This is a genomic window from Kitasatospora sp. NPDC058184, from assembly GCF_042883725.1.
Taxonomy (GTDB): Bacteria; Actinomycetota; Actinomycetes; order Streptomycetales; family Streptomycetaceae; genus Kitasatospora.
Genome location: NZ_JBHVVE010000030.1, coordinates 34715 through 56382, shown reverse-complemented (window position 1 = coordinate 56382; position 21668 = coordinate 34715). Strand labels below are relative to the sequence as shown.

The following is a 21668-nucleotide window of genomic DNA, read 5'->3' as shown; positions in this document are numbered from 1 at the left end:
ATGAGCGACTTAAGCGATCTTGAACGGCTGCTGGCACGCGCCGCAGACGATGGACGCCTGCGCGAGCACCGAGGGAACGACCCGGACGTTTCGCCCGCACCCGCAGACCGCCTTGACCCGCACGCCGCCCCCGGAGGAGCCGTGCCGGGCCGCCGGACCGCGGAAGGCGCGCGTCGCGCCGTCGCCGGCCACCGCCTCCTGGTGCGCCCCGAGGGCACGGTCCAGGCGTTCGATGGTCTCGGCGTACCGCTCCTGGGTCTCCTTGAGCATGGTCACCTGGGAGAAGCCGCTGCTCGCGTGCGGCTCGACCGGGTGCGCCAGGCCCAGCTCGGAAGCGAGCATCAGGAAGCGCCGGTTGTGGTAGCGGCCGGCGCGCGAGGTGTCCCGGATGTCCCGGGCCGCGGCCAGACCGTGGGCGGCCTCGTGGAGGAGGCGCTCGAAACCGAGCCGCGTCCCGCAGGCCGAGGAGGACTCGCCGATCAGGGCCTCGGGCGAGGCCAGATCGGGAAGGTCCTGGTGGTAGGCCTGGATGTCACTCCAGGCGGCGGCCAGTTCGGCCGCGAGAACGAGGGGCTGTGTCGTGCTCACGCTAGACCAACGATGGAGTGCGAGCCGATGTTCCGCATGTTCTCGTTCCCGGGGAATTCACAGGGAACTCCCAGGAATGCGAGGCCGCGCGCGAATTGCGCGTTCCGGATCTGACGCAAGACCAACCCCCTGCCGGTTTGGGCCCGTCGCAACGTCGGCGGGCCTGATGAATTCCGTCCGGGGGGCGGGCTGTCGCCACCCAGGACGTACGGCCCGTGGGCCTGCCGGATTGACAGGGCCACGGGCCGTACACCGTACCGCTATTCGGTTAATACCGGGAGTTGACCGGCCAGTAGGGATGCCCCCCGCGGGGACGCACCGGAACAGTTACCGGATTCTTACCCATCCGCATTCCGGGCAAATGTCGCCGGTGCCGGTCATTACCCATGGGCGACCGGCGTCCGGCGGACATCCACCGGACATCCACCGAACACCGAACGGATGTCAGTACGCCCGGGCGACGAGCGCGACATTGCCTTCCTGGTCGTCCGCCAGCGGCACCGAGCCGTCGGCCGCGACGATGCAGCGGACCGTGACGCCCTGCTCGGCCAGCTTGGCCTCGCCCTCCGCGCCGAGGTCGGCCCAGGAGATCCGGCCCCAGCCGGTCGCGGCGGCCTCGATGGCCTCGTCGATGGTCTTGACGTCGACCGTGCGGGACTCGCGGCGCTCGCGGGACTGGCGCAGCAGCAGCGCCTGGTCCTCCTCCAGCACGCCCGGGAGCAGCGCGGCCAGGGCGTCGATGGAGACCGGCTCCTTGCCGCCCGGGATGCGGCGGGCCAGCATCGCGGTGCCGTTCTCCAGGTCGCGCGGGCCGACCTCGATGCGCAGCGGAACGCCCTTGAGCTCCCAGTCGACGGCCCGGCGGCCGAACGGGGTGTCGGTGCGGTCGTCGACCACGACCCGGATGCCGACGGCCTCCAGCTGGGCGCCGATCTCGCGGACCTTGGCGATGACCGCGTCGTCGCCCTTGATCGCGAGCACGACGGCCTGGACGGCGGCCAGGCGCGGGGGCACCCGCAGGCCGTTGTCGTCGCCGTGGGACATGATCAGGCCGCCGACCATGCGGGTCGAGACGCCCCAGGAGGTCTGCCAGACGTACTCGCGCTCGGCGCCCTGCAGCTGGTACGTGGTGTTGAACGCCTTGGCGAAGTTCTGGCCCAGCTCGTGGCTGGTGCCCATCTGCAGCGCCTTGCCGTCGCCCATCATGCCCTCGAGGGTGAGGGTGTTGATGGCGCCGGCGAAGCGCTCCTTGGCGGTCTTGCGGCCGAGCACGACGTCGATGCCGAGCACGTTCGTCATGAAGTCGCCGTAGACCTGGGTGTGGATCATCGAGGCGTACTCGCGGGCGTCCTCGTAGGTGGCGTGGGCGGTGTGGCCCTCCTGCCAGAGGAACTCGGTGGTGCGCAGGAAGACGCGCGGGCGGAGCTCCCAACGGACCACGTTGGCCCACTGGTTGATCAGCAGGGGCAGGTCGCGGTGGCTCTGCACCCACTTCGAGAAGTACTCGTTGATGATCGTCTCGGAGGTCGGCCGGACGACGACCGGCTCCTCCAGCTGCTTGCCGCCGCCGTGGGTGACCACCGCGAGCTCGGGGGCGAAGCCCTCGACGTGCTCGGCCTCCTTGGTCAGGTAGGACTGCGGGATGAACATCGGGAAGTAGGCGTTCTGCGCGCCGGCCTTCTTGATCCGCGCGTCCATCTCCTGCTGCATCCGCTCCCACAGGCCGTAGCCGTACGGTCGGATGACCATGGTGCCGCGCACCGGACCGTTGTCGGCCAGCTCGGCCTTGTTGATGAGGTCCTGGTACCAGCGCGGGAAGTCTTCCGCCTGAGGGGTGAGAACGGGTGCCTTAGCCATGGGGCGAATGGTACGGGGCCCGGGGCCCCGGTTTCGAATCGGTATCACCGGGCGGGGGCGCACCACCGCGACACGCGCGCACCACCCTGCACCCCTCTGGACGCCGGGCCCGACCCGCTGTTCGCTGGTGTGGGGCGGGACTTTGGGGGAGCCGTAGCAGCGCACCGAAGGACCGGATGGGAGGCCGCCATGGCTTCAGCTCGCACGACCGGCACGACCGCACGACCGACGGGCGCACGCCCGTACCACCCGCGGACCGGGGCGGCCCGCCCCGCGCGGGCGCGCGACTGGGCGGAGATCCAGGAACGCATGCTGGTGCCGCTCTACGAGGCGGTCTACGACCGGCTGGAGGTCGGCCCGGCGAGCAGCGTGCTGGGCCTGGGCTGCCGCTCGGGGCTGGCCCTGCTGCTCGCGGCCGGCCGGGGCGCCCAGGTCGCCGGGCAGGAGCCGCGGGACGAGCTGCGCGAGCTGGCCCACGACCGCCGGCTGCGGGTGTGCGCGGGGCCCCGGACATCGGCGGCCGTCGCCCGCTCGGCCCATTCGCTGGTGACGGTTTTCGAGCAGCTGCCCGGGGCCGCCGACGCCGGGCCGGTGGTCGCCGAGGCCGCCCGGCTCACCCTCCCGGGCGGGCACGTGGTGCTGGCCGCCTGGGGCCCGCCGGAGCGCTGCGAGAGCGCCCCGGTGCTGGACGTGGCCCGGCGGATGGCGGGCCGGACCACCGCGCGCGACCCGTTCGAGCTGAGCGCGCCCGGCGCGCTGGAGGACCTGCTGGCCCCGGCCGGCCTGCGTCCGGCCGGCAGCGGCCGGGTGAGCTGCCCGTTCGCCTACGCCGACCTCGACAGCGCGGTGCGCGGGCTGCTCTCCACCGGCCTGTTCGAGCCGGCCGAGGAGTTCTCCGGGGCCTCGCTGGTGGCCAAGGAGCTGGAGGAGGTGCTCCAGCCGTACCTGCGCGCGGACGGCTCGGTACGGATGGAGAACCTGTTCCGCTACCTGGTCGCCGAACGGTCGCGCTAGGCGGGACGAGGAGGGCCGAGGAGGGGCGAGGAGTCCGCAGAGGGGACAAAAACCGGGGGCGCCCGCCACCATGGCGAGCGCCCCCGGCCCCCGGCTTCACGCCCGGTCGATCGACTTCCCGTCGGCCCCGTCAGCGCCGTCGGACCCACCAGATCCGCCGGACCCGCCGGCAGGCCCGTCGGAACCCTCGGTTCCCTCGGAGCCCTCCCGCGGCACCCCCGCCGCCCGGTACGCCGCCGCCTCGTCCAGCGTCTCCGCCTCCAGCAGCGCCGCCGCCAGCGCGTCCAGTCGGTGCCGCTGCTCGGTCAGGATCCGCACCGCGTCGTCGTAGCACTCGGAGACGATCCGCCGCGCCTCCTCGTCCACCGCGTCCAGGGTGGTCGGCGCGGCGGAGAGCCCGTACGCGCCCTGCGGGTCGGAGGGCACCGCGGTGAGCCGGCCGACCCGCTCGCTCATCCCCCAGCGCCCGGCCATCCCGCGGGCGATGCTGGTGACCTGCTCCAGGTCGCTCTCCGCACCGGTGGTGATCACCCCGTAGACCACCTGCTCGGCCGCCATGCCGCCGAGCGCGCCGATGATCCGGCCGCGCAGGTACGGCTCGGTGTACGAGTAGCGGTCGTTCTCCGGGGTGGAGAGCGTGACGCCGAGCGCCCGGCCGCGCGGCACGATGGTGATCTTGCGGACCGGGTCCGCGCCGGGCTGGAGCATGCCCAGCAGCGCGTGCCCGCTCTCGTGGTACGCCGTCCGCTCGCGCTCCTCCTGCGGCATCACCAGCGGCCGCACCGCGCCGAGCTGGACCTTCTCCAGCGCGTCCGAGAGGTCCCGCTCGTTGACCGCGTCCTGCTTGCGCTTGACGGCCAGCAGCGCGGCCTCGTTGACCAGGTTGGCGAGTTCGGCGCCGGTCATCCCCGGCGTGACCTTGGCCAGCTGGTTGAGGTCGGTGTCGCCCGCCAGCGGGACGCTGCGGCTGTGGATGCGCAGGATCGCCGCGCGGCCCTCCCGGTCGGGCGGGCTGACGGTGATCCGCCGGTCGAAGCGGCCGGGGCGCAGCAGGGCCGGGTCGAGCACGTCCGCCCGGTTGGTCGCGGCGATCACGATGACGCCCTCGGAGCCGCTGAAGCCGTCCATCTCGGTGAGGATCTGGTTGAGGGTCTGCTCGCGCTCGTCGTGCCCGCCCATGCCGCCGCCGGCGCCGCGCTGGCGGCCGATGGTGTCGATCTCGTCGATGAAGATGATCGCCGGGGCGACCTTGCGGGCCTCGGCGAACAGCTCGCGGACCCGGCTGGCGCCGACGCCGACGATCATCTCGATGAACTCGGAGGCGGAGGCGGAGAAGAACGGCACGTTCGCCTCGCCGGCCACGGCCCGGGCCAGCAGGGTCTTGCCGGTTCCGGGCGGGCCGCTCAGCAGCACGCCGCGCGGCATCTTGGCGCCGAGCCTGCGGTACCGCTCGGGGTTCTTCAAGTAGTCGACGACCTCGGTGAGTTCGGCCTCGACCTCGTCGATGCCGGCCACGTCGGCGAAGGTGGTGCGCTTGCCCTCCTCGGCGGTGACCGGCTTCGGCGGGGCCTTGCGGCCGAGCGGTCCGCCGCCGAGCCCGCCGGCCATCCGGCGGGCGAGCAGCACCCAGATGAAGATCAGCAGCAGCATCGGGGCGAGCGAGATCAGCAGGTTGGTGAGGAAGCTGCGCTGCTGGACCGGCGAGGTGGCGGTGACCTCGACGCCCTGCTGCTGCAGGGTGGTCCAGAGGTTGTCGCCCGCGAAGGAGGGCCGCTGGGTGTCGAACTCGGTGTAGTCGCCCTTGCCGCCGTCCGGCTTGGGCTGGGCGCTCTTGAGGGTGCCCTCGATCGCGTCGCCCTTGGCGTAGATCTTGGTGATGTTGCCCTTGTTCAGCTGGTTGTTGAACTCGGTGTACGAGATCGTGGTGGCACCGGCGGGGCCGAAGAAGGACAGCAGCAGGTCCGAGATCAGGAACACCACGAGGGCGGTGAGGGCGAGGCCCACCCAGCCGCCGGGCATCCGGCGCTTGGGCGGCGGCGGGGGCGGGGCGCCCTCCGAACGCCAGGGCTGGTCGGGGGTCTGACGTGGCGGCACGGGTTCGGTCACCCATCGGACAATACGGACAGGTGCTCGGGCGGGCCAATCGCAACGCCGCGCCCGGACCGCCGGACGGCCGCGCCGACCCCTCCCACCAGCGACTATGCCGTCGCGCCCGGCCACTCCTCGGCGGTCAGCGCGAACCGCTCGTGGTCGCGCCAGTCCCCCTGGAGGAACAGCATCCGCGGGGTGAAGCCCTCGTGCCGGAAGCCCAGCCGCTTGGCCATCGCGATCGAGCGCTCGTTCTCCGGCTGCACGTTGATCTCCAGCCGGTGCAGCCCGAGCCCGTCGGCGGTCTGCGGGGCGAAGCAGCGGTCCACGACCAGCCGCATGCCCTCGGTCATCCGCCCGGTGCCGTTGAACGGGACGTACGAGTCGTAGCCCAGCGAGGCGTTGCAGAACCGGCCCATCACGATGTTGGCGACGTTCACCTTGCCGACCAGCCCCCCGGTCTCCCGGTCGACGATCAGGAAGGTGCGCAGCCCGGACCCCTGGCGCTTCAGCAGGTCGGGCAGCCCGTCCGGTTCGACCGGGTTCCACCGTCCGATGTGTTCGGCGGACCGCCGGACCGCTTCGGCGTACCCGGCCGTGTCCTCGGCCCTCGGGGCCCTGATCATCACTCGCATGCCCCCATCATCGGACACGCGATCGGCCCGCCGCCCGGAAACACCGGACGACGGGCCGACGGGAGCCGGTCGGAGGACTACAGCAGGTCCTTGAACTCCTTGGGCAGCTCGAAGTCGGCCGGGCCCTTGCCCGCGCCGAGGCCGAACGCGCCGCCGTCCGCCGGGCCCTGGCCGGCGCCCGGGCCGAGCGCGCGGCGCTCGGCGGCCGCGGCCTCCTCCTGGGCGCGCTTCAGCGGGTTGCCGCTCTTGCGCTTGCCCTTGGCCTGCGGGGCCTTCTTGCCGGACTTCTTGGCGCCGCCGCCCATGCCCGGGATCCCCGGCATGCCGGGCATGCCCTTGCCGGAGGCCATCGCGGACATCATCTTGCGGGCCTCGAAGAACCGCTCGACCAGGTTCTTCACCTCGCCGACCTGGACACCGGAGCCCTTGGCGATGCGGGCCCGGCGGGAGCCGTTGATCAGCTCCGGCTCGGCCCGCTCGGCCGGGGTCATCGACTTGATGATCGCGCCGACCCGGTTGACGTCCTTGTCGTCGATGTTGTTGATCTGGTCCCGGATCTGGCCCATGCCGGGCAGCATGCCGAGCAGCTTGGAGATCGAGCCCATCTTCTGGACCTGCTCCAGCTGGGACAGGAAGTCGTCCAGGGTGAACTGCTTCGGACCGCCGCGCAGCTTGGCGGCGATCTTCTCCGCCTCCTCCTGCGAGAAGGTCTGCTCGGCCTTCTCGATCAGCGAGAGGACGTCACCCATGCCGAGGATGCGCGAGGCCATCCGGTCCGGGTGGAAGGCGTCGAAGTCGTCGACCTTCTCGCCGTTGGAGGCGAACATGATCTGCCGGCCGGTGACGTGCGCGACCGACAGGGCGGCACCTCCGCGGGCGTCGCCGTCGAGCTTGGAGAGCACCACGCCGGTGAAGTCGACGCCGTCGAGGAAGGCCTGCGCGGTGGTGACCGCGTCCTGGCCGATCATCGCGTCGACGACGAACAGGACCTCGTCCGGGTTCACCGCGGCGCGGATGTCGGCGGCCTGCTGCATCAGCTCGGCGTCGATGCCCAGGCGGCCTGCGGTGTCGACGACGACGACGTCGTACTGCTTCTGCTTGGCGTACTCGATCGAGTCCTTGGCCACCTGCACCGGGTCGCCGACGCCGTTGCCGGGCTGCGGGCCGTAGAAGGCCACGCCGGCGCGCTCGGCGACCACCTGGAGCTGGTTGACCGCGTTGGGGCGCTGGAGGTCGCAGGCGACCAGCAGCGGGGTGTGCTTCTGCTTCTTCAGCCAGTGGCCGAGCTTGCCCGCCAGGGTGGTCTTACCGGCACCCTGGAGACCGGCCAGCATGATCACCGTCGGGCCGCTCTTGGCGAACCGCACCCGTCGGGTCTCGCCACCGAGGATGGAGATGAGCTCCTCGTTGACGATCTTGATGATCTGCTGCGCCGGGTTCAGCGCACCGGAGACCTCGACGCCGAGCGCCCGCTCCTTGACCTGCTTGATGAAGGCCCGGACGACCGGCAGCGCGACGTCCGCCTCCAGCAGCGCGATGCGGATCTCGCGGGCGGTGGCGTCGATGTCCGCCTCGCTCAGGCGGCCCTTGCCCCGGAGGTTCTTGAACGTCGCTGCGAGGCGATCGGAAAGGGTGTCGAACACGTCGTCGCGGGTCCTCTGCGGCATCGGAATCGGTACGGTCGTCGCCCCCCAGGGTATCCGGCCGCCCCGGGTACGGTCTCCACCCCTGCTCCCGAAGCTCCTCCACCCCCGTTCCGGGAGCTCCTCCACCCTCGCCGCCGAGGCCCGACGGCCCCCGCCGCCGGAGCCCTCCGGGGCGCGTCAGCCCAGTGCGGCCCGGACCGCCGCCGCCACCTCGCCGGCCCGCCGGGCGGTCAGCGGACGGCCCGCCCCGTCGGTCAGGTAGAACGAGTCGACGGCCTCCGCGCCCAGCGTGGAGACGTGCGCGGTGCGCACCCGTACACCCGCCCCGTCCAGCGCCCGGCCGATCCGGTGCAGCAGCCCGGGGGCGTCGTGCGCGCGGACCTCCAGCACGGTCGCGGTCGCCGAGGCCACCGCGGGCGCCACCGCGACCAGCGGCGGCGGGGTGGGGATGCCCCGGCGGCGCGGGGCCGCGGCGTCCCGCTCGGCGAGGCGGCGGGTGACGTCCAGCGAGCCGTCCAGCGCCCGGCGCAGGTCGGCCCGCAGCCGGGCCGCCTCCGGCAGCTCGCCGTACTCGGCCGCCACCCGCCAGGACAGCAGCAGCACCGGCCCGGCGCCCACCGGGTCCAGCTCGCGCAGCCCGGCCGAGCGGACGGCCAGCCGGTGCAGCGCGAGCACCCCGGCGGCGGTGCCGAGCAGCCCGGGCCGGTCCGGGACGGCCAGGTTCAGCTCGACGCCCATCGGCTCGGCGCCCGGCTCCGCCCCCTCGGAGCGGGCCCGCAGCGACAGCGCCGGCTGCCCGGTCCGGGCGGCCTCGACCGCGAGCCGCTCCTGCTCGGCGGTCGGCGCGCCCTCCGCCGGCGGGGTGCCCGCCCCGGCCAGCCGGTCCGCCGCCCGGGCCACCAGGCCCTCCACCAGCGAGGCCCGCCAGCCGCTCCACGCGGCCGGGCCGGTGGCCAGCGCGTCCGCCTCGGTGAGCGCGTGCAGCAGCTCCAGCTCGGGCAGGGTGGCGACCACCTTGGTGACCGCCTCGACGGTGGCCGGGTCGTCCGGATCGCGCCGGGTCGCGGTGTCCACCAGCATCAGGTGGTGGCGGACCAGCACCGCCAGGGTCTCGGTGTCCTCGGGGCCGAAGCCCATCCGGGCGCCGAGGTCGCGGACGATCACCTCGCCGGCCTCGCTGTGGTCCCCCGGCCAGCCCTTGCCGATGTCGTGCAGCAGCGCGGCGACCAGCAGCAGGTCCGGGCGGGCCACCCGGCGGGTCATCGCGGCGGCCCGCACCGCCGTCTCCACCAGGTGCCGGTCCACCGTCCAGCGGTGCACCGCGTTGCGCTGCGGACGGCAGCGCACCCGCTCCCAGTCCGGGATCAGCCGGCGGACCAGCCCCTCCGCCTCCAGCGCCTCCCACACCGGGACGGCCGACTCCCCCGCGCCCAGCAGGGTGACCAGCTGCTCGCGCGCCTCGTCCGGCCAGGGCACCGGCAGCGGGCGGCACTCGGCGGCCAGCCGGCGCACCGTGGCGTACGAGACGGTCAGCCCGTTCTGCGCGGCGGCGGCCGCGGCGCGCAGCGGCAGCACCGGGTCGGCGGCCGGGCGGGCGCCCTGGGCGAGCACGGCCTCGCCGTCCTGCTCGACCACGCCCTCGGCGAGCGGCCGCCGCTCGACCGCGCCCCGGGCCACCGCGCCGGCGCCGCGTCCGGTGCCGGCGAACGGGATGCCCAGCCGGCGCACCCGCCGGCCGCGGCCGCCGCAGGCCGCGAGCACCCGGTCCACCGCCCGCCAGGTGACGTCGCCCGCGTACGCGACGGTGCGGGCGGCCTCGTAGACCCGGCGCAGCAGGGTGTCGGCGTCCAGCACCCCGAGCCGCTCGGCGACCTGGTCCTGGTCCTGGAGGCCGAGCCGGTCGGTGGCCCGGCCGGTGACCAGGTGCAGGGCGTCCCGCACATCGGCCAGCCACCGCGCGGCGTCGTCCAGGCCGTCCCGGGGCGCGTCGGCCAGCCAGCTGGCGGCGATCGCGTCCAGCGCGACGACATCGCGCAGGCCGCCGCGGGCCTCCTTGAGGTCGGGCTCCAGCAGGAAGGACAGCTCACCGTGTCGTTCGGCCCGCTCGCGGCCCAGCTCGCGCAGCTCGGGCAGGCGCGCGGGGGCGCTCGCGCGCCAGTCGGTGAGCACCGCGGCGCGCAGCGCGTCGGTGAGCGCCCGGTCCCCGGCGAGGTGCCGAGCGTCCAGCAGGCCGAGCTGGGCCTTGAGGTCGGCGGCGGCGACCGCGCGGGCCTCCGCGACGGTGCGCACCGCGTGGTCGAGCCTGGCGCCCGAGTCCCAGACCGGGTACCAGATCCGCTCGGGCAGCTCCCCGGCGACCGGACCGTCGTGCAGCAGCAGGACGTCCAGGTCGCTGCGCGGGGACAGCTCGCCCCGCCCGTAGCCGCCGACCGCGACCAGCGCGACGCCGGGCGGGGCGCCGGCGGCCGCGAGCAGCCCGGCCAGCCAGTCGTCGGTGAGCCGGGCGAGCGCCCGGCGGCGGGGGCGGCCGCCCGGGCCGGGGGCGGCGAGCAGCGCGGCCCGGGCGGCGGCGGCACAGCCGACGGGGTCGGAGGGGTCGACGGGGTCGGAGGGGCTGGTCTCGGAGGTCATGCGCGTGGGTCCCGTCCGTCGTGCTGGTTGAACCGTCCTGCTGGTGAACCGTCCTGCCCTCGGGTCGACCGTTCGGCCGTTCGGCCGCTCCGGAGAGGCCGGTACGGAAGCGCCGGTACGCCGCCGGGCGGACCCGCACCCTCCCGGGTGAACGGGCCCGCCGTCCGGCGCGGGGCGACCGGGCCGCGGGGCGACCGGCCGCCGGGCTACAGGGCGTCCGGGCCGCGCTCGCCGGTGCGGACCCGTACGGCGGTGTCGACCGGCACGCTCCACACCTTGCCGTCGCCGATCTTCCCGGTCCGGGCGGCCTTCACCAGGACGTCGATCAGGTCCTCGGCGTCCTCGTCCTCGACCAGGACCTCGATCCTGACCTTCGGTACCAGGTCCACGGTGTACTCGGCCCCCCGGTACACCTCGGTGTGGCCGCGCTGGCGGCCGTAGCCGCTGGCCTCGGTGACGGTGAGGCCGTGCACCCCGAAGGCCTGGAGGGCGGACTTCACCTCGTCCAGTCGGTACGGCTTGATCACGGCGGTGATGAGCTTCATCGGGCGTCGACCTCGGTCCTCTTCTCGGCGGGCTGCGCGGCGGGCTGGGCGGCACCGGGTTCCGCGACGCCGGTCCGTTCGGTGGACCGTTCGCCGGTCCGTTCGGTGGACCGTCCGGCGGACCGCTCGGCGGCGGACGTCGCGGCAGCGGCGGCCAGGCCCGGCAGGGCCCGGGCCAGCCCCGCCCCCACGGCGGTGAAATCGTAGGCGGACTCGGCGTGTTCGGCCTGGTCGATGCCGGCCGTCTCGACCTCGCCGGAGACCCGGAAGCCGACCAGCCGGTCGACCGCCTTGGCCAGCAGCCAGGACAGCACGAAGGAGTACGCCGCGACCACCGCCACGCCCATCGCCTGCTTGCCCAGCTGGCCGATCCCGCCCCCGTAGAACAGGCCCTTGACGCCCTGGCCGACCCCGCCGGTGGCGAACAGGCCGACCAGCAGCGAGCCCACCGCCCCGCCGACCGCGTGCACGCCCACCACGTCGAGCGAGTCGTCGAAGCCCCAGCGGTACTTGAGCGAGACGGCGGCGCAGCAGACCGCGCCCGCGACCAGTCCGATCGCCACCGCGCCGAGCGGGCTGACCGAGCCGCAGGCCGGGGTGATCGCGACCAGTCCGGCCACCGCGCCGGAGGCGGCGCCCAGCGTGGTGAAGGCGCCGTGCCTGAACCGCTCGTAGACCAGCCAGCCGACCAGCGCCGCGCCGGTGGCGACCTGGGTGTTCACCATGGCCATCGCGGCGACGCCGTTGGCGGCCAGCGCCGAGCCCGCGTTGAAGCCGAACCAGCCGAACCAGAGCAGCCCGGAGCCGAGCATCACCAGCGGCAGGCTGTGCGGGCGCATCGGGTCCTTCTTGAAGCCGATCCGCTTGCCCAGCACCAGGCAGAGCGCGAGGCCGGCGACGCCCGCGTTGATGTGCACGGCCGTCCCGCCGGCGAAGTCGATCACGCCGTTGCGGTCGCCCAGCCAGCCGCCGTGGCCGCCGTCGAAGAAGAACACCCAGTGCGCGACCGGGAAGTAGACGACCGTCACCCAGAGCGCGATGAACAGGCCCCAGGCGGCGAATCTGGCCCGGTCCGCGACGGCGCCGCTGATCAGCGCCGGGGTGATGACCGCGAACATCAGCTGGAACAGCGCGAAGGCGGTGACCGGGATGGAGCCGGTCAGCTCGTCGAGGCCGAGGCCGCGCATCCCGAGGTGGTCCAGGTTGCCGATCAGGCCGGCGAAGGAGTCGGACCCGAAGCTGAGCGAGTAGCCGTAGAGGACCCACAGCACGCTGACGATGCCGAGCGAGAGGAAGCTCATCGCCAGCATGTTCAGCGTGCTCTTGGCCCTGACCATGCCCCCGTAGAAGAAGGCGAGCCCTGGGGTCATCAGCATGACCAGGGCCGCACTGATGAGTACGAAGGCGGTGTCGCCCGCGCTGAAGCCGTCCGGCATCGGCGTCTCCTCTGCGTCCAGGCCGATCCGCACCCGGGGACCCGTCCCGTGGTGCCACCCGGGGTGTCGGCGTTGAGGAGGAGCGTGCCGAAGGCTGGTTTCGGCCGGTGCGGCCGGTTGTTTCACCGCGGTGACGCGTGCGACGCGCGGGTTACGGCTGCGTGAACCGCGGCCGCCGCGGCCCGGCCGGGCCGGACCATCGGCTGCCGGACATGCCACCGACCGTGACGGCGGCGGCCGCCACGGTCGGTGGAGCTTTTCCTTCGGACGGCCCTGGCGGGCCTCCGGTCAGACCACCGAGACGAACTCCGGGATGTCCTGGACCACCCGCTCCTTGAGCCGGCTCACCGCGTCCACGCCCTTGAACCTGGCCGACGCGGCCTCCGTGGTCTTGCGGACCCGGGAGTTCAGCCGCTCCGAGCGCACCTTGGTGGCGATGTCCACCGCCTGCTCGGCCATCACCACCGCCTGCTCGGCCTCCTTCTGCAGCAGGTGGACGCTGGCCATGCCGATCAGGTTGAAGGCGTACGAGCGCACGTGGTCGGCGTCCTGGCGGAACAGGTCGACCGCGGTCTCCATCACCGGCGCGGACAGCGAGGCGTACAGCTCGGCGTTGTCCGAGTGGTACGCGAGGTCGCGGAAGGAGTGGGCGTTCTCGGCGTTCAGCTCGGCGGGCGAGAAGAACTTCAGCCAGTCCGGGTCCTGGTCCCCGTCCCGGATGTCGGTGAAGGTGTCCTCGGCCAGCCGGATCGCCCGGGCGCAGCGGTTGACCTCGCCGATGGTGGCGTAGGCGCGCGCCTCCATCGCGTACAGCAGGGACTGCTGGCGCGGGGTGGCGGCGTCGCGGCTGCCGTACTGGGCCAGGTGGATGAGTTCCAGGGCGTCCTCGCCCCGGTTGAGGTGGATCATCTGGCGGCTCATGTCGGTGAGGATCAGCGCGCCGAACGGGCGGTCGCCGGCCTCCTTGGCCGCGTGCAGGGCGAGCACGTAGTACTTCTGCGCGCTCGGGTGCATCCCGACGTCGTACGACATCCACCCGGCCAGGTGGGCGAGTTCGGCGGTGAGCCGGAACAGCCGCTTGGTGGTGTCCTCGCTGTACGTCTCCTGGAGCAGGTCGGTGACCTCGTGCAGCTGGCCGACGACGGCCTTGCGGCGCAGCCCGCCGCCGTTCTGGGCGTCCCACTGCCGGAACATGACCGTGGTCTGCTCCAGCAGTTCGAGCTCGGGTTCGGAGAGCCGGCCGGTGAAGGCCTCGCCGCCGTTGGCCGCGGTGAGGATCGGGGTGGGGACGCCGCTCGGGCCGGGGGCGAGCCAGCGCTGCATCGGCTCGATCAGCGCGGCGCCCGCGGTCAGCGCCAGTGAGGTGCCGAGGAAGCCCCGGCGGTTGAGCATGAGGTCGCTGCGGGAGTAGTCGCTGATCAGCTGGACGGTCTGCTGGCCGCTCCACGGCAGGTCGACGCCGCCGCCCACGGTGGAGACCGGGATCGCGGCGCGCAGGCCGAGGTCCTCGATGGAGACCACCGAGCCGAACCGCTCGGAGAAGAGTTCCGACATGATCTTGGGGATCGGCTCGCGGGGCTGCTCGCCGTCGAGCCAGCGGCGCACCCGGGAGGTGTCGGTGGACACGTGGTGGGCGCCGATCTGCCGGGCCTTGCGGTTGACCTGGCGGGCCAACTCGCCCTTGGACCAGCCACTGCGGGCGAACCACGTGGTCAGCTTCTCATTCGGTTGCTTCTCTGCCATGGGTAACGTCCCCATCCCGCCCGGCCCCTACCGGGGCCCCCGATCGTGACCGCCCGACGGTTGCGGGCTCTTGCCAGACGTGCCGTGCCTGAGGTGCCGCGGCGCCGCCGTACCGCAGCGCCCTCGCACTGGTGTGCCATCGTTGCGGACGATCCGTCAGATTCCCAACTCCCGTTGCCCGACGGCCCGGGACAGACTCCTCGACGACATCCGCACGCTGAACGTAATGCCCCGCGAGGGGCCCATGGGAGCGCCCCTGGCGAAACGCCACCTTTCGCCACCCCCAGGAGTGAACCGAAGCCCGGGGGCACACGCTTCACTTAGGGAGTCCCGACGGCCCGGCATATGCGGGCCGCCAAGTCCCCCGGCCCATCCCGGAGGACCCGGCGGAACCCGCAACCCACCGCAGCCACAAGCGAGTTCACCGTCCACTCGGGACGGCGACAGCCCCACGAACACGACGATCCGGCATCGGCGCCGCCCCCACAAGGCGGCGCCCGAGGCGCACCGCCGGAACGGGCGCACACCACGCGCTGCGCGCCGCCACCGCACTACGCACCACACGGCTGACAATCGACACACAGTCACCGTCCCGTAACCATCGGCAACAAGAACCTGTTGGGGGAGGCATGGACAACCTGTTCGGCGAACTTCGACTGGGGCACCTGCGGCTGGCACCGCTGGGCGCGCGCCGCCGCACCAAGGTCACCGCGTCCCAGGCCGCCGCGGAGTACACCGGCCGCTGGGGCTGGGCGGTCGTCACCGGCGATCCGGAGACCGGCACCCCGGTCGCCGGCGCCACCGCCCCGCCCCGCTGTCCCTGCGGCTCCCCCCGCTGCGCCGCACCCGGTCTGCACCCCGTGCGGGGCGGCGGCCGGGCCCGCGCCGCCCGCACCGAGGGCGCGGTGCTGTTCCCCACCGGCCGCGCCTTCGACGTCCTGGACGTCCCCGAGCAGGCCGGCCTCCAGGCCCTGGTCCGGCTGGAGCGGATGGGCACCCAGGTGGGCCCGGTGCTCGCGCCCCCCACCGGCCGGCTCCAGTTCCTGGTCGCCGCCGGCACCGCCCGGCGCCTGCCCGACCTGCTGTACCGGATGGGCTGGGACGACGCCGCGCTCGACCTGGTCTGCCACGGCGAGGGCGGCCACGTCGCCGCCCCGCCCACCGTCCTCGGCGGCCTCGGCCCGGTCCGCTGGCTGCGCCGCCCCACCCGCGACAACGCGGGCTGCCCGCCGGAGGCCCGGCTGCTGCTCGGCACCCTCGCCTACGCCTGCCACCGCGGCCGCGAGCGCACCGCCGAGCCGGCCTGGATGGCCTCCTGACCGCCCCGCCCCGGCACGCGGAAGGGCCCGCCCCCTGGAGGGGGCGGGCCCTTCGTGCGCTTCCCTGATCGAACGCCTCGCGGAGGCTGTCAGTCGCCGATCAGCGCGTCCACGAACGCCCCCGGCTCGAACGGGGCCAGGTCGTCCGCGCCCTCGCCCAGGCCGATCAGCTTGACCGGCACGCCCAGCTCGCGCTGGACCGCGACCACGATGCCGCCCTTGGCGGTGCCGTCCAGCTTGGTCAGCACGATGCCGGTGATGTCGACCACCTCGGCGAACACCCGGGCCTGGATCAGGCCGTTCTGGCCGGTGGTGGCGTCCAGCACCAGCAGCACCTCGTCCACCGGGCCGTGCTTCTCGACGACCCGCTTGACCTTGCCCAGCTCGTCCATCAGGCCGGTCTTGGTGTGCAGGCGGCCGGCGGTGTCGATCAGCACGGTGTCCGCGCCCTCGGCGATGCCCTCCTTGACCGCGTCGAAGGCGATCGAGGCCGGGTCCCCGCCCTCCGGGCCGCGGACGGTGCGCGCGCCCACCCGCTCGCCCCAGGTCTGGAGCTGGTCGGCGGCGGCGGCGCGGAAGGTGTCGGCGGCGCCGAGCACCACCGTACGGCCGTCGGCGACCAGGACGCGGGCCAGCTTGCCGGTCGTGGTGGTCTTGCCGACGCCGTTGACGCCGACCACCAGGACCACCGCCGGGCCCTCCTCGTGCTTGGTGGAGCGCACGGCACGGTCGGAGTCCTTGCCGACCAGCTCGACCAGCTCCTCGCGCAGCAGCGCGCGCAGCTCGTCGGGGGTGCGGGTGCCGAGCACCTTCACCCGGGTGCGCAGCCGCTCGACCAGCTCCTGGGTGGGGGCGACGCCGACGTCCGCGGTGAGCAGCGTCTCCTCGATCTCCTCCCAGGTGTCCTCGTCCAGGTGCTCGCGGGAGAGCAGCGAGAGCAGGCCCTTGCCGAGCGAGTTCTGCGAGCGGGAGAGCCGCGAGCGCAGTCGGACCAGCCGGCCGGCGGTGGGCTCGGGGACCTCGATGGCCGGGGCCGCCTCAGCGGTCTCGACGACCTCGGCCTCGGTGGCCTCGGCCTCGGCGGGCGCCTCGGCCTCCGGGAGTTGCACCTCCTCGACGGTGCGGCGGGGCGCCTCGGTCGGCGGCGCGGCCTCCTCGCCGACCTGGGGCTCCTGCGGGGTGGGCTTCGGCGCCGTGATGACCGGCGCCTGCGACTTCGGGGGCAGCTGCTGGCGTCGTCTGCCGGAAACGACGAGGCCGGCGATCGCGCCGATGGCGACCACGGCGATGACTACGGCAAGGATCACGTATTCCATATCCGCTCCAGTATCCGCGACCGGAGCCCGGATGGACCGCAGCCGCCCTACACCGATGCGGTGCGTACGGCCCGCGGCCGGCGCTCCCGGTGCTCCTCGCGCAGCCGCTGGCTGATCACCTGCGAGATGCCGTCGCCCTTCATGGTCACGCCGTAGAGGGCGTCGGCCGACTCCATGGTGAGCTTCTGGTGGGTGATCACGATCAGCTGGGAGCTCTCCCGCAGCTCCTCCATGATCCCGATCAGCCGGCGCAGGTTGGTCTCGTCCAGCGCCGCCTCCACCTCGTCCATCACGTAGAACGGGCTGGGCCGGGCCTTGAAGATCGCGACCAGCAGCGCCACCGCGGTCAGCGAGCGCTCGCCGCCGGACAGCAGCGACAGCCGCTTGACCTTCTTGCCCGGCGGCCGGGCCTCGACCTCGACCCCGGTGGCGAGCATGTTCTCCGGGTCGGTCAGCACCAGCCGGCCCTCCCCGCCCGGGAAGAGCCGGGCGAAGACGCCCTCGAACTGGGCGGCGGTGTCGTGGTACGCCGAGGTGAACAGCTGCTCGACCCGCTGGTCCACCTCCCGGACGATGTCCAGCAGGTCGCGCCGGCTGCGCTTGAGGTCGTCCAGCTGCTCGCCGAGGAACCGGTGGCGCTCCTCCAGCGCGGCGAACTCCTCCAGCGCCAGCGGGTTGACCTTGCCGAGCTGCTGGTACGCCTTCTCGGCCGCCCGCAGCCGCTTCTCCTGCTCGGCCCGGACGTACGGGTACGGCTCACCCGGTTCCGTCCCCTCCTCGGGCGCGGACGGCGGGACGGGCTGGTCCGGCCCGTACGAGGCGAGCAGCTCGCCGCCGTCGATGCCGAACTCCTCCAGCGCGCGGGCCTCCAGCTGCTCGATCCGCAGCCGCTTCTCGGCCCGCAGCACCTCGTCCCGGTGCCCGGCGTCGACCAGCTTGTCCAGCTCCTCCTTGAGCCCGCGGCCGTGCTCCCGGTGCGCGCGCAGCTCGTGCTCGCGCTCGGCCCGCGCCTGTTCGACGGCCGCCCGCCCGGCGTCCGCGCGGGCCAGCGACACCTCCAGGCAGGCCAGCAGCTGCCGGGCGCCCGCCGCGACGGCGTTCGCCACCGAGGCGTCGTGCTCGGCGCGCCGGCGGCGCTCGGCGGCCCGGGCGCGCGCCTCGCGCTCGGCGCGGGCGGCCCGGTCCAGCTGGTCGGCCCGGCCGGCCAGGGCGCGGACCCGCTCCTCGTGGGTGCGCACCGCGAGCCGGGCCTCCAGCTCGGCCTGCCGGGCGTCGCTCGCGGCCCCGGCCAGCCGCTGCTGTTCGGCGGCGTCCGGCTCGTCCTCCCCGGCCCGGGCCGACTCCTCGGCGGCGGCCAGGCGCCGCGCCAGCTCCTCGGCGCCGTCGAGCAGTTCGGCCAGCCCCTGCTCGGCGCGCGCGGCGGCGTCCGACAGCCGACCGGCCTCGCCCGCGGCGGCGCGGGCCTGCCCGCCGAGCCGGCCGAGCGCCCCGGCGACCTGGGCCCGCTCCTTCTCCTCCTGCCGTCTCCGCTCGGCGAGTTGCTCCACCTCGGCGGCCGACTCCCGTCGCTGCTCGGCGAGTCGGGCCAGCCGCTCGGCCGATTCGGCGCAGCGGACGGTGAGTTCGCCGATCGCCCGGGCCGCCTCGTCCACCGCGGCCCGGGTCTCCAGCAGGCTCGGCGCGCCGCCGGAGCCGCCCTGGGCGAAGCCGGCGCCGAGCCGGTCCCCGTCGACGGTGACGGCGCACAGCGCGGGGTGCCCGGCGACCAGCCGCAGCGCCCGGTCGAGGTCCGCGACCACCGCCACCCCGGCCAGCAGCCGCCGGACCGCGCCGAGCAACTCGGCCGGGCCGTCGACCAGTTCGGCCGCCCAGCGGGCCCCGTCCGGCAGCTCCCCCGCCGGCTCGGCCGCCTCGGCGGAGCCGGCGGTACCGGCGATCAGCAGCGCGGCCCGGCCGGCGTCCTCGGCCCGCAGCAGCCGCAGCGCCCCGGCGGCGGTGGACGGCGAGTCGACGGCCACCGCGTCGGCCGCCGCACCGAGCGCGGCGGCGAGCGGCACCTCGTACCCCGGCTCGATCCGCAGCAGCGCAGCCGCCGGGCCGAGCAGCCCGCCCAGCCGCTCCCCCGCGTCCAGCAGCGCGCCGGTGCCGTCCTTGCGGCGCAGCCCGAGGGAGAGCGCCTCGTGCCGCGCGGTCAGCCCGGCCCGCTCGCGCTCGGCGGCGGCGGACGCCTCCCGGGCCGCGGCCAGCTCCCCTTCCACCGCGGCGAGGTGCTCGCGCGCCCGCCGGTACCGGGCCTCGGCCTGCTCGTCCTCCCCGGCCAGGCCGTCCACCTGCCGCTGGAGTTCGTCCAGCTCGCCCCGGGCGGCCTCGGCGCGCAGCAGCGCCTCGTCCCTGGCCTCGGCCAGCCGGCCGATCTCGGCCTGCGCGGCGGCGGCCCTGGACCGGGCGGCGGCGGCCTGCCCCTGCAGCCTGGCCAGGCCCTCCCGGCGGTCGGCGATGGCCCGGGCGGCGTCCCGCAGCCGGCGCTCCTCGGCGGCCAGCTCCCACTCCAGTCCGTCCCTGCGCTCGACCGCCTCGGCCAGCGCGTACCGCGCCTCCTCCAGGGCCTCGGTCAGCGCGGCCTCCTCCTCGCGGACCCGCGCGGCCTCCCGTTCCGTGTCCTCCGGGTCGCGCCCGCGCCGCTCCTCGCCCCGGCCCCCGGCGGCGGCGTGCCGGGCGCGGGCCTCGGCCAGCCCGACGGTGCCGCGGGTGCGCTCGGCGAGCGCGGAGAGCCGGTACCAGGTCTGCCGGGCGGTCTCCAGTCCGGGGCCGAGCTGCTCGACCTGCGCCTCCAGGACGCGTTCGCGCTGCACCGCCCGGGCCAGCTCCTGCTCGACGGTGGTGCGGCGCAGCCGCAGCGCCAGTTCGTCCGCGACCTCGGCCTCGACGGCCCGGCGGAGCGCGCACAGGTCGTCGGCGAGCAGCCGCAGCCGGGCGTCGCGCAGGTCGGCCTGGATGCCGGCGGCCCGGCGGGCGATCCGGGCCTGCCGGCCGAGCGGTCCGAGCTGGCGGCGCAGTTCGGCCACCAGGTCCTGGACCCGGTTGAGGTTGGCCTGCATCGCGTCCAGCTTCCGCAGCGCCTTCTCCTTGCGCTTGCGGTGCTTGAGGACGCCGGCCGCCTCCTCGATGAAGGCGCGCCGGCCCATCGGGTCGGCGTGCAGCACGGAGTCCAGCTGGCCCTGCCCGACGATGACGTGCATCTCGCGGCCGATGCCGGAGTCGGAGAGCAGCTCCTGGATGTCCAGCAGGCGGCAGGTCTCACCGTTGAGGGCGTACTCGCTGCCGCCGTTGCGGAACATGGTCCGGGTGATGGTCACCTCGGAGTAGTCGATCGGCAGGGCGCCGTCGGTGTTGTCGATGGTGAGGCTGACCTCGGCCCGGCCGAGCGGGGCGCGCCCGCTGGTCCCGGCGAAGATGACGTCCTCCATCTTGCCGCCGCGCAGCGACTTGGCGCCCTGCTCGCCCATCACCCAGGACAGCGCGTCGACCACGTTCGACTTGCCGGAGCCGTTCGGGCCGACGACGCAGGTGATGCCGGGCTCGAAGCGCAGGGTGGTGCTGGAGGCGAAGGACTTGAACCCGCGCAGCGTCAGACTCTTCAGGTGCACGCGGCCGGTCCCCTCTATCGCTCAGACGGGAACCGACTGTATCCGGAGCCGGACACGACGAAGGGACGCCACATCAGGGCGTCCCTTGCAAGCTGCGTCCCTTTCGGGGCGGCTCGGTGCGCAACGGCGTCGATCTGCGAGGACCGGGCGGGACTCAGGTGAGAGCCGGCTCCCGCTGATCCAGATCGATGCTGTTGAGCAGCGAGTGCTCGTCAGCGACAGCGGTGAGAGCGTCGTTCTCAGCCTGCATCCGAAGGAGCTCCGCTTCAAGGTCCTGGACGCGCTGCTGAAGCCGTCGCATCTCGGAGAGCATTCGCGGGTCGGGGCCGCCGACGTACCCGAGAAGCGCCTTTGCCATGATGAATGGTCCTCCACGCTGAGTGACCGAACCGGAACGGTACAGGTCTAGGGGGAAGGGGGACGCACGCGCGGCGCGTCACCGGAAGTGCTGGCTGGGCACTGCGGCACAACCACCGTGAGCTGGGCTCACGGGGGCATGCGCCTACCGGGAGAACGCGGTCGTGTGCGCGGGCTTCCAGCGTCTCACCAAAGACGGAAAGGGTCAACACGATCACCGCACGCTACCGCGCCCCTGTCACCTGCCCGGCGGTGTCATCACGCCTGGGGGGCTTCGGGACGGGTCCACCGCGTGCTCGTGGATCATCGTTCGATGCGGAGTCAACCACGAGTCTGCCCGGATGGCAACCTCGTGACACCGCCGGTTCCGGATCTTTTCCCGGGAGCCCGCGCGGAGCACCGCCGGCGGCCCGGCCCGGCGCGGCTCAGCGGATCTCGAAACCCTCGTAGCCAGGGCCGACGGCCGTCCAGATCTCGGTGACCCCGCTGACGTTCCCCGGGGTCCCCGGGCCGCGCAGCCGGGCCAGCAGCTGCTCGCAGTCGGCCGCGAGCCCCTCGGCCACCACCTGCACCCGGCCGTCGCCGAGGTTGCTGGCGTAGCCGCTCAGTCCGATCTCCAGCGCCCGTGCCCTGGTCCACCAGCGGAACCCGACCTGCTGGACCTTCCCCCGGACCCAGGCGGTCACCCGGACCGGTTCCTCACTGTGGGCGTCGCGACCGTGCATGCCCCGACCCTAGCCGTCCGCGCTCCCGGTCACAGCTCGGCCCCGGCCCGCCTCCGCGGACGACGCCCCCGCGCGAACGGGAGCGGCCCCGCCGGAGAACCGGCGGGGCCGCGGGAGCGTG

15 protein-coding genes are annotated in these 21668 nt (G+C 74.1%); 2 read left to right on the top strand and 13 right to left on the bottom strand.

All coding sequences use genetic code 11. The features are described 5' to 3' along the window. Positions 1 to 9: 9 nt before the first annotated feature. Positions 10 to 588 carry a hypothetical protein gene (locus ACFVXH_RS36760; RefSeq protein ID WP_049650398.1) on the bottom strand — a complete coding sequence of 193 codons (579 nt, stop codon included), beginning with the start codon at positions 586 to 588 and terminating at the stop codon, positions 10 to 12. Positions 589 to 1032: 444 nt separating this feature from the next. Next, positions 1033 to 2445 (bottom strand): proline--tRNA ligase, encoded by a 1413-nt coding sequence (proS, locus tag ACFVXH_RS36755; protein WP_049650399.1) that lies wholly within the window; start codon positions 2443 to 2445, stop codon positions 1033 to 1035. 189 nt (positions 2446 to 2634) lie between these two features. On the opposite strand from proS, the gene ACFVXH_RS36750 reads away from it, so the two are divergent. Then, positions 2635 to 3459, top strand: coding sequence for a class I SAM-dependent methyltransferase (locus tag ACFVXH_RS36750; RefSeq protein WP_387830487.1), 825 nt, complete (start codon positions 2635 to 2637; stop codon positions 3457 to 3459). A 96-nt stretch (positions 3460 to 3555) separates the two neighbouring features. On the opposite strand, the gene ftsH is transcribed toward ACFVXH_RS36750, so the two are convergent. The 7 genes from ftsH to ACFVXH_RS36715 all read right to left on the bottom strand — a co-directional run bounded on the left by ftsH (position 3556) and on the right by ACFVXH_RS36715 (position 14183). Then, positions 3556 to 5565, bottom strand: a complete 2010-nt coding sequence (gene ftsH / locus ACFVXH_RS36745; protein ID WP_387830485.1) for an ATP-dependent zinc metalloprotease FtsH — start codon at positions 5563 to 5565, stop codon at positions 3556 to 3558. 92 nt (positions 5566 to 5657) lie between these two features. Continuing rightward, on the bottom strand, positions 5658 to 6182 hold the full coding sequence (locus ACFVXH_RS36740; protein ID WP_079271904.1) for a GNAT family N-acetyltransferase: 525 nt from the start codon (positions 6180 to 6182) through the stop codon (positions 5658 to 5660). A gap of 77 nt (positions 6183 to 6259) precedes the next feature. Further along, positions 6260 to 7825 carry a signal recognition particle protein gene (gene ffh / locus ACFVXH_RS36735; protein WP_117491973.1) on the bottom strand — a complete coding sequence of 522 codons (1566 nt, stop codon included), beginning with the start codon at positions 7823 to 7825 and terminating at the stop codon, positions 6260 to 6262. A 180-nt stretch (positions 7826 to 8005) separates the two neighbouring features. Next, positions 8006 to 10459, bottom strand: a complete 2454-nt coding sequence (locus ACFVXH_RS36730) for a [protein-PII] uridylyltransferase (protein ID WP_387830482.1) — start codon at positions 10457 to 10459, stop codon at positions 8006 to 8008. A 206-nt stretch (positions 10460 to 10665) separates the two neighbouring features. Continuing rightward, the gene (locus ACFVXH_RS36725; RefSeq protein ID WP_049659191.1) at positions 10666 to 11004 is read right to left on the bottom strand and encodes a P-II family nitrogen regulator; all 339 of its coding nucleotides are present in this window, start codon (positions 11002 to 11004) and stop codon (positions 10666 to 10668) included. Then, positions 11001 to 12440 (bottom strand): ammonium transporter, encoded by a 1440-nt coding sequence (locus ACFVXH_RS36720; RefSeq protein WP_387830480.1) that lies wholly within the window; start codon positions 12438 to 12440, stop codon positions 11001 to 11003. Before ACFVXH_RS36720 ends, ACFVXH_RS36725 begins: the two co-directional genes overlap by 4 nt. 288 nt (positions 12441 to 12728) lie before the next feature. Beyond that, positions 12729 to 14183 carry a hypothetical protein gene (locus tag ACFVXH_RS36715; protein WP_181970686.1) on the bottom strand — a complete coding sequence of 485 codons (1455 nt, stop codon included), beginning with the start codon at positions 14181 to 14183 and terminating at the stop codon, positions 12729 to 12731. Positions 14184 to 14812: 629 nt separating this feature from the next. On the opposite strand from ACFVXH_RS36715, the gene ACFVXH_RS36710 reads away from it, so the two are divergent. Beyond that, a complete protein-coding gene (locus ACFVXH_RS36710; RefSeq protein ID WP_074001515.1) occupies positions 14813 to 15502 on the top strand; it encodes a bifunctional DNA primase/polymerase in 690 nt (229 codons plus the stop codon). Positions 15503 to 15591: 89 nt separating this feature from the next. Here the strand turns inward: ACFVXH_RS36710 and ftsY are convergent, their stop codons facing one another. The 4 genes from ftsY to ACFVXH_RS36690 form a co-directional block, all read right to left on the bottom strand. After that, a complete protein-coding gene (gene ftsY / locus ACFVXH_RS36705) occupies positions 15592 to 16818 on the bottom strand; it encodes a signal recognition particle-docking protein FtsY (protein ID WP_380780062.1) in 1227 nt (408 codons plus the stop codon). A gap of 47 nt (positions 16819 to 16865) precedes the next feature. Next, entirely contained in the window at positions 16866 to 20465 is a 3600-nt protein-coding gene (gene smc, locus ACFVXH_RS36700; protein ID WP_387830477.1) for a chromosome segregation protein SMC, read from the bottom strand. A 154-nt stretch (positions 20466 to 20619) separates the two neighbouring features. Continuing rightward, positions 20620 to 20823, bottom strand: coding sequence for a hypothetical protein (locus ACFVXH_RS36695; protein WP_045702518.1), 204 nt, complete (start codon positions 20821 to 20823; stop codon positions 20620 to 20622). A gap of 424 nt (positions 20824 to 21247) precedes the next feature. Further along, on the bottom strand, positions 21248 to 21547 hold the full coding sequence (locus ACFVXH_RS36690) for an acylphosphatase (RefSeq protein ID WP_049653395.1): 300 nt from the start codon (positions 21545 to 21547) through the stop codon (positions 21248 to 21250). Positions 21548 to 21668 lie beyond the last annotated feature (121 nt).